This window comes from Pseudoalteromonas sp. NSLLW218 (assembly GCF_015864775.1).
In the GTDB taxonomy this organism is placed as follows: domain Bacteria; phylum Pseudomonadota; class Gammaproteobacteria; order Enterobacterales; family Alteromonadaceae; genus Pseudoalteromonas.
The window spans coordinates 52619-58960 of sequence record NZ_JADYWO010000017.1; the positions used below are offsets into that span (position 1 = coordinate 52619).

Annotated in this window: 9 protein-coding genes; 7 read left to right on the forward strand and 2 right to left on the reverse strand. The window is 40.2% G+C overall.

Annotated elements, in window-relative coordinates; genetic code table 11:
* Positions 1-22: 22 nt before the first annotated feature.
* From dprA to hemF, 5 genes are all read left to right on the forward strand, one after another.
* The gene (gene dprA / locus I6E80_RS19560; RefSeq protein ID WP_170072877.1) at positions 23-1114 is read left to right on the forward strand and encodes a DNA-processing protein DprA; all 1092 of its coding nucleotides are present in this window, start codon (positions 23-25) and stop codon (positions 1112-1114) included.
* Between the two features lies 1 nt (position 1115).
* Positions 1116-1589 (forward strand): DUF494 family protein, encoded by a 474-nt coding sequence (locus I6E80_RS19565; protein WP_197186266.1) that lies wholly within the window; start codon positions 1116-1118, stop codon positions 1587-1589.
* Between the two features lie 114 nt (positions 1590-1703).
* A complete protein-coding gene (locus I6E80_RS19570) occupies positions 1704-2279 on the forward strand; it encodes a type I DNA topoisomerase (protein ID WP_197186267.1) in 576 nt (191 codons plus the stop codon).
* Between the two features lie 25 nt (positions 2280-2304).
* Positions 2305-2868: an L-threonylcarbamoyladenylate synthase gene (locus tag I6E80_RS19575; RefSeq protein WP_024599938.1), complete on the forward strand. Its 564-nt coding sequence runs from the start codon at positions 2305-2307 to the stop codon at positions 2866-2868.
* A 1-nt stretch (position 2869) separates the two neighbouring features.
* Complete coding sequence (gene hemF, locus I6E80_RS19580) at positions 2870-3820, forward strand: oxygen-dependent coproporphyrinogen oxidase (protein ID WP_024591292.1); 951 nt, start codon at positions 2870-2872, stop codon at positions 3818-3820.
* A 63-nt stretch (positions 3821-3883) separates the two neighbouring features.
* Here hemF and I6E80_RS19585 read toward each other — a convergent pair whose 3' ends face one another.
* Entirely contained in the window at positions 3884-4321 is a 438-nt protein-coding gene (locus tag I6E80_RS19585; RefSeq protein WP_004335148.1) for a group II truncated hemoglobin, read from the reverse strand.
* 52 nt (positions 4322-4373) lie between these two features.
* Between I6E80_RS19585 and aroE the strand changes: the two genes are divergently transcribed.
* Together aroE and I6E80_RS19595 are read left to right on the forward strand one after the other, a co-directional pair.
* Entirely contained in the window at positions 4374-5198 is an 825-nt protein-coding gene (gene aroE, locus I6E80_RS19590; RefSeq protein WP_197186268.1) for a shikimate dehydrogenase, read from the forward strand.
* Positions 5195-5449 (forward strand): DUF1488 family protein, encoded by a 255-nt coding sequence (locus I6E80_RS19595; protein ID WP_024599935.1) that lies wholly within the window; start codon positions 5195-5197, stop codon positions 5447-5449. Before aroE ends, I6E80_RS19595 begins: the two co-directional genes overlap by 4 nt.
* Here I6E80_RS19595 and I6E80_RS19600 read toward each other — a convergent pair.
* Complete coding sequence (locus I6E80_RS19600) at positions 5441-5986, reverse strand: gamma carbonic anhydrase family protein (protein WP_197186269.1); 546 nt, start codon at positions 5984-5986, stop codon at positions 5441-5443. The two genes, I6E80_RS19595 and I6E80_RS19600, sit on opposite strands and share 9 nt — an antisense overlap.
* Positions 5987-6342: the final 356 nt, after the last annotated feature.

Consider the following 6342-nt stretch of genomic DNA (forward strand, 5'->3'; position numbering starts at 1 on the left):
AGTCGGTGCTCTAGGAGAGAGCATGGATCAGTCATCTGGCAAGCTAGCCCACTGGCTTGCCTTTTATATGTGTAAAGGGTTGGGTATAAAAACCCTTTTAGCACTATCTACAAACTATTCCCTTGGGTCGTTATTCGACTTACCTCATGACAAGCTTTTACAGCTAGGATTAACCGCTAATCAAGCGAGTAATTTACTCAACACTAATTGGCAACAAATCAGCCATTATGAGCAATTAATTGCGCAGCAGGGCATTACCGTAGTCTGTATTTTTGATGCGCTTTATCCAGAAGATCTCCGGCAGATTGCCAGTGCCCCTTTATTACTATTTTGTAGGGGTGATGTCTCGTTACTATCTACCCCACAAATTGCAATTGTAGGGAGTCGTAATGCCACACCTACCGGGCTTGAAATAGCATCAGAATTTGCATACGAGTTAACTTTGGCGGGGATTACAGTTACCTCAGGTATGGCGCGGGGAATAGATGGAGCAGCACATAAGGGCTCTCTTGCTGGTACGGGTAAAACCATAGCTGTGCTTGGTACTGGGGTTGATATTTACTATCCTAAACGCCATAAACTATTAACAGACCAAGTGTTAGAAAGCGGCCTGCTGGTGAGTGAGTTTTTACCAGGAACAGCTGCTCATGCTCATAACTTTCCGCGCCGTAATCGTATTATTTCTGGTTTATCTTTGGGGGTGCTCATTGTTGAGGCTGAAATCAAAAGCGGTTCGTTAATTACAGTACGTTATGCGCTTGAACAAAATAAAGAGGTATTTGCAGTACCAGGTTCTATTAAAAACCCGCTAGCACAGGCAAGTCACTTTTTAATAAAGCAAGGCGCTAAGTTAGTAGAAAACGTGGCTGACATTCTTGATGAGGTGAGTTTTACTTACGACAATAGCGTATGTAATAAAGAACAGCCAATTCAGGCAAATTCTCAATGTGAGGTTTTAAATAGTATTGGCTTTGAAGTAACCAGTGTAGACGACATTGTGCGTCGCGCTCGGTGGCCAATAGACAAAGTACTCGCTAGATTGCTCGATTTAGAATTAGACGATCAGATTGAGCGCGTCCTAGATGGTTATATTAAGTTAAGCGCAGGAAGGTAATATGTTTGATATTCTTTTATATCTTTTTGAAAATTACATTCATAGCGAAGCAGATATATTTGCAGAGCAAAATGAGTTAACCGATGAGCTACTGCGCGCGGGTTTTAATAAGCCTGAGATATTTAAAGCACTCGATTGGTTAGAGCAACTCGCCGATTTACAACACAGCGATGAGTCTCCTTATCTTATTGATAATCCTAAAGATGCAGTTCGTATATTTACCGATAGCGAATGCCAAAGGCTCAGTGCTGAGTGTCGTGGCTTTTTAATGTTTATTGAGCAAATTGGCGTAATTAACAATGTAACTCGTGAGATGGTAATGGACTGTTTAGCCTCTCTGGATAAACCAACCATAAGCCTAGAAGACTTAAAGTGGATTGTACTTATGATTTTGTTTAATGTTCCTGGCTCTGAGGAGGCGTATGAGCAAATGGAAGATTTGATTTTTGATGAACCCAGCGAACTTCTCCATTAGAGATAATTATCTTAATTGTACTCAAATTACTTAAACGTATAAGCACAGCATTGCTTGTATCTTTAAGTGGTTTGGGTATATTAGGCGAAAATTCACCAACCTATTAGGATCACCATGAGTAAAATCGACCATTCGCTTTTCTCGGCGAACAAGCACGCCCTCGAAAAAGAATACGAGATATGCCCACAGTGTGGTTCAGAGTTAGTGATCCGCAATAGTAAATCAGGCCCTTTTTTAGGATGCGCAAGTTATCCTAAATGCGACTTTATTAGGCCGTTGGCACATCACGACAGTAACGAAATCAAAGTATTAGAAGATTCAGCATGCCCTGAGTGTAGCAAACCGCTGGTGGTTAAAAATGGCCGCTACGGTATGTTTATTGGGTGTACGGGATATCCAGAATGTCATTATATTGCTAACGAAAATGAAGAAAAACAAAGCGAAGACACTTTGCCAAGTTGCCCCAAATGCAAAAAGGGTCATTTAGTCGCGCGCAGTAATAAGTTTGGTAAAGTATTTTATTCTTGTGATTGCTACCCAAGTTGTAAATACACGCTTAATAATAAACCGGTCGAACACCCGTGTCCTGAATGTGGCTGGCCCATCGTCATAGAGAGAAATATGGCAAATGGCACATTATTGCAATGCCCACAAAAAAGTTGCATGCATAAGCTGACCCCAACTGAATAACGTTTAATTATATCTGGAGACTACTTTGTCAGACCTTTCAAATACGCCCACTGCAATAACGTGCTTAACGCAAGGCGAAGTTATTTTATACCCAACAGAAGCTGTATATGGTTTAGGTTGCGATCCAGATAATCAACAAGCCGTTGAGGCACTATTAGCTATTAAGCAACGCCCGGTTGAAAAAGGGCTTATTTTAATTGCTGATAACTACGGACAATTATTAAAATACGTAGATGATGCAAAAATACCTATGGATAAACGCGCTGATATATTTTCGAGTTGGCCTGCTGCAATTACGTGGGTTATGCCTGCATCTAAAAATACACCCAAGTGGTTAACTGGGCAGTTTGATACTATCGCAGTAAGAGTAACTAACCATCCAACAGTAAAACGTTTATGCCAAGAGTTTGGCAAACCGCTTGTATCAACGAGTGCAAACTTAACAGGGCAAGAAACGGTCATTAGTATTGAGCAAGCTAAAACGCAATTTGCAGAGCAAGTTGGCTTTTACGTTGATGAGCCATTAGGTGGCAATACTCAACCAAGCACGATAAAAGACGCCATGACTGGCAAAATATTTAGAGGTTAATATGCAAAGCGAATTATTAGATCAAGTAAAAGCATACTTTATGGCTTTGCAAGACACTATTTGCCAAGGTTTGGAGGCTGCAGATGGCAGTGCTAAATTTATAGAAGATAACTGGCAACGAGCAGAGGGCGGTGGTGGCCGCACACGTGTAACCACTAATGGCACAGTGATAGAGCAAGGTGGGGTAAATTACTCACATGTATTTGGCGCTTCAATGCCAGGTTCGGCAACAGCGCATAGACCAGAGCTTGCAGGACGCAGCTTTCATGCATGTGGTGTGTCGTTAGTTATTCATCCAAAAAACCCTCATGTACCAACAAGTCATGCCAATGTGCGCTTTTTTATTGCTGAAAAAGAAGGCGAAGAGCCAATATGGTGGTTTGGTGGCGGGTTTGATCTCACTCCTTTTTATCCAGTATTAGAAGACGTACAGCATTGGCATCAAGTTGCTCATGATATTTGTGCACCATTTGGTAGTGAAGTTTATCCAAAATACAAAACATGGTGCGACGAGTATTTTTATTTAAAGCACAGAGACGAGACGCGCGGAGTCGGCGGTTTATTTTTTGACGACTTAAACGAACTTGGTTTTGAAAAGAGCTTTGCGTTTATGCAATCGGTTGGTAATGGCTTTTTAGATGCCTATTTACCTATTATTGAACGCCGTAAAAATGATGAATACACAGAGCAACAACGTGATTTTCAGCTTTATCGTCGCGGACGCTACGTTGAGTTTAATCTAGTGTGGGATAGAGGTACGTTGTTTGGGCTACAAAGTGGCGGGCGCACTGAGTCTATATTAATGTCTATGCCACCACTTGCACGCTGGGAATATAATTATAAACCAGAACCAAGTAGCCCAGAAGCTAACCTATATCAGTATTACTTACGCCCGCAAGAGTGGTTAACGAGTCAACCAAGTGAGTTGATAGCCAGAGAATGGCAATTATAACAATTACACAGTAATCAAAAAGGCGCTAATCAGCGCCTTTTTGCATTGTGGCTAAATACAAATTTAATGTTGATTGATCATGTGCGTTGCTAGTTGAGAGAATGATTGCTTTAAGCCTTCACGTAACAACGGGTTGTCTATTTCTATATCCAGCGTTTTATTCATGCAGTACATCCATTGATCGCGCAATGCTTTATCTACAGTAAAAGGCATATGTCTTTTACGTAGCATTGGCTGGCCATGTTTTTCAGTAAATAGGTTCGGCCCGCCTAACCAACCAGATAAAAATTCAAAAAATACTTGGCGAATTCGATCTAATGGCAGAGGATGCATATCATATAACGGTTTAGCGTATTCATCTGACTCCATTATGTCGTAGAATCGATTGGAGATAGCACGCGCCCCTTTCTCTCCACCTATTATTTCATACGGTGTTTTTTCAGGAGTAGGAGCCTGTTGCTCGGGAGCTGGCTTAGATTTAGAGAAAAGTCGTTTAATCATATAATTTATCATCGTTAATAGGCAGTTTATGCTGCAAAGAGGTTGCTTTAAAATGGACAAATATGCGGTTTTTGGAAATCCAATTAAACATTCAAAATCCCCCGCGATACATAAACAATTTGCTGTATCACTGGGTGAGCAAATCGACTATCGCGTAATATTAGCACCTATCGATAACTTTGAAAAAACAGTATTGTCTTTTTTTGGGCAAGGTGGTGTTGGCGCTAACGTTACGATGCCATTTAAAGAGCAAGCCTATGCAATGGCTGATGAGCTTACGCCATTAGCTAAAATTGTAGGGGCTGTTAATACATTAAAAAAACGAGATGATGGCACATTACTCGGTGATAACACCGATGGTGTGGGCTTTGTAAATGATTTACTCGCTAATAAAGTAGCCATAACTAATAAACGCATTTTAATCATAGGTGCGGGCGGTGCTGCTCGAGGGGTTATTTTACCTTTGTTAGAGCATAACCCTCAGGAAATAATAATAGTTAATCGCACAGCACAAAAAGCCAAAGAACTCGCAGAGCTGTTTACTCAATATGGACCAGTATCTGGCTTCGGCTTTAGTGATTTACCAGTAAGCGATTACTCACTAATTATAAACTCTACATCTAGCAGTATGAATGATGAGCTTCCAGCTCTTGATGAAAAACACATAACTAACTGTGAAGTAGCTTATGACATGTTTTATTCACTGCAAAATACCATTTTTATGAATTGGGTTGCACAGCATAATATTAACGCTAAGCTTTTAGATGGCAGTGGAATGTTAGTTGGTCAAGCTGCTCAAGCATATTATGTATGGCGTAATAAAATGCCAAAAATACTTCCCGTAGTGGATGCGCTTAAACAAGGGGTGCTTAAATGAATCAGGCAATACAATTTATAGATAGGCTAGAATTTAGAGAGCCTGATCATCAGTTAGTATTTTTTGCACAAGTTAGTGGCATGCTGGTGGAGTGTGTAATACAAGTAAATACACTTAAATTAACAGACGAAAGCCATGCAACAGAGTATTTTGAAAAGTACCGTTTTGATTATGAGGAGCGTGCCGAGGAACTCATCGAAGAGGAGAGCTATAACTCGGCAGGCCAAATTGAAGTAAGCTTATTAACTTAAGTTAGCGATTTCAGCTAAGTATTCATCTTTAAGTGATACATAGTTATCTGCAGATATTTTTAAAAAGGCAAGTTCTTGCTCTGTAAGAAGGCGGGCTTGCTTAGCTGGGCTTCCTACATATAAGTAACCAGACTCTAAACGTTTGTTTGGTGGCACTAAAGAGCCGCCGCCAATAATTACATCATCTTCAACAACCACGTTATCCATAATAATAGCGCCCATACCTACAAGTATACGGTTCCCTAATACACATCCGTGCAGCATTACCTTATGACCAACAGTTACATCGTCACCTATAATAAGTGGGTAACCATCAGGATTACTTTTAGTTGCACGAGATAAATGCAATACACTGCCATCTTGTATATTTGTACGCTCACCAATACGTATATAGTTAACATCACCACGTGCAGCTACTAACGGCCACACACTACTATTATCACCTAAAGTAATGTTACCAACCAAAACCGATGAATCATCAACATAAACAGACGTATTAAATGAAGGAGTAACACCTTTATAAGAACGAATTGCCATAGTTAGTACCTTTTAGATCATGATTATTAGTATTTGAGTGTATCAGCAAGGTGATTTTTGTACCATACAGTGCACTGTTTGGTTACAAAACTATCAGTTTCAGGGTGTTTAGTTCAGATACTAACCGAACAGCATCTTTTTTTACTTTTTCTTTAAAAAAGTGCTTGCGTAAAAATATGATCTCCCTATAATGCGACCCCACTGAGACGGGAAACGCCAACGCATAGCGAGGCAGGAACAACTCAGAGAGTTAAATAAAACTTCGGTTTTAAATCTTCCAAAAGAAAGTTTAAAACAAAGTGTTGACTCGAAAAATAAAGGGTGTATTATTCGCATCCCTTGAGACGCTAAAGCGA

Bases quoted from the DNA above. Each gene is read 5' to 3' on its own strand.
- I6E80_RS19595 (WP_024599935.1), top strand. From the start codon at position 5,195: ATGAATCAGGCAATACAATTTATAGATAGGCTAGAATTTAGAGAGCCT.
- I6E80_RS19600 (WP_197186269.1), bottom strand. From the start codon at position 5,986: ATGGCAATTCGTTCTTATAAAGGTGTTACTCCTTCATTTAATACGTCT.
- I6E80_RS19570 (WP_197186267.1), top strand. From the start codon at position 1,704: ATGAGTAAAATCGACCATTCGCTTTTCTCGGCGAACAAGCACGCCCTC.
- dprA (WP_170072877.1), top strand. From the start codon at position 23: ATGGATCAGTCATCTGGCAAGCTAGCCCACTGGCTTGCCTTTTATATG.
- hemF (WP_024591292.1), top strand. From the start codon at position 2,870: ATGCAAAGCGAATTATTAGATCAAGTAAAAGCATACTTTATGGCTTTG.
- aroE (WP_197186268.1), top strand. From the start codon at position 4,374: ATGGACAAATATGCGGTTTTTGGAAATCCAATTAAACATTCAAAATCC.
- I6E80_RS19585 (WP_004335148.1), bottom strand. From the start codon at position 4,321: ATGATTAAACGACTTTTCTCTAAATCTAAGCCAGCTCCCGAGCAACAG.
- I6E80_RS19565 (WP_197186266.1), top strand. From the start codon at position 1,116: ATGTTTGATATTCTTTTATATCTTTTTGAAAATTACATTCATAGCGAA.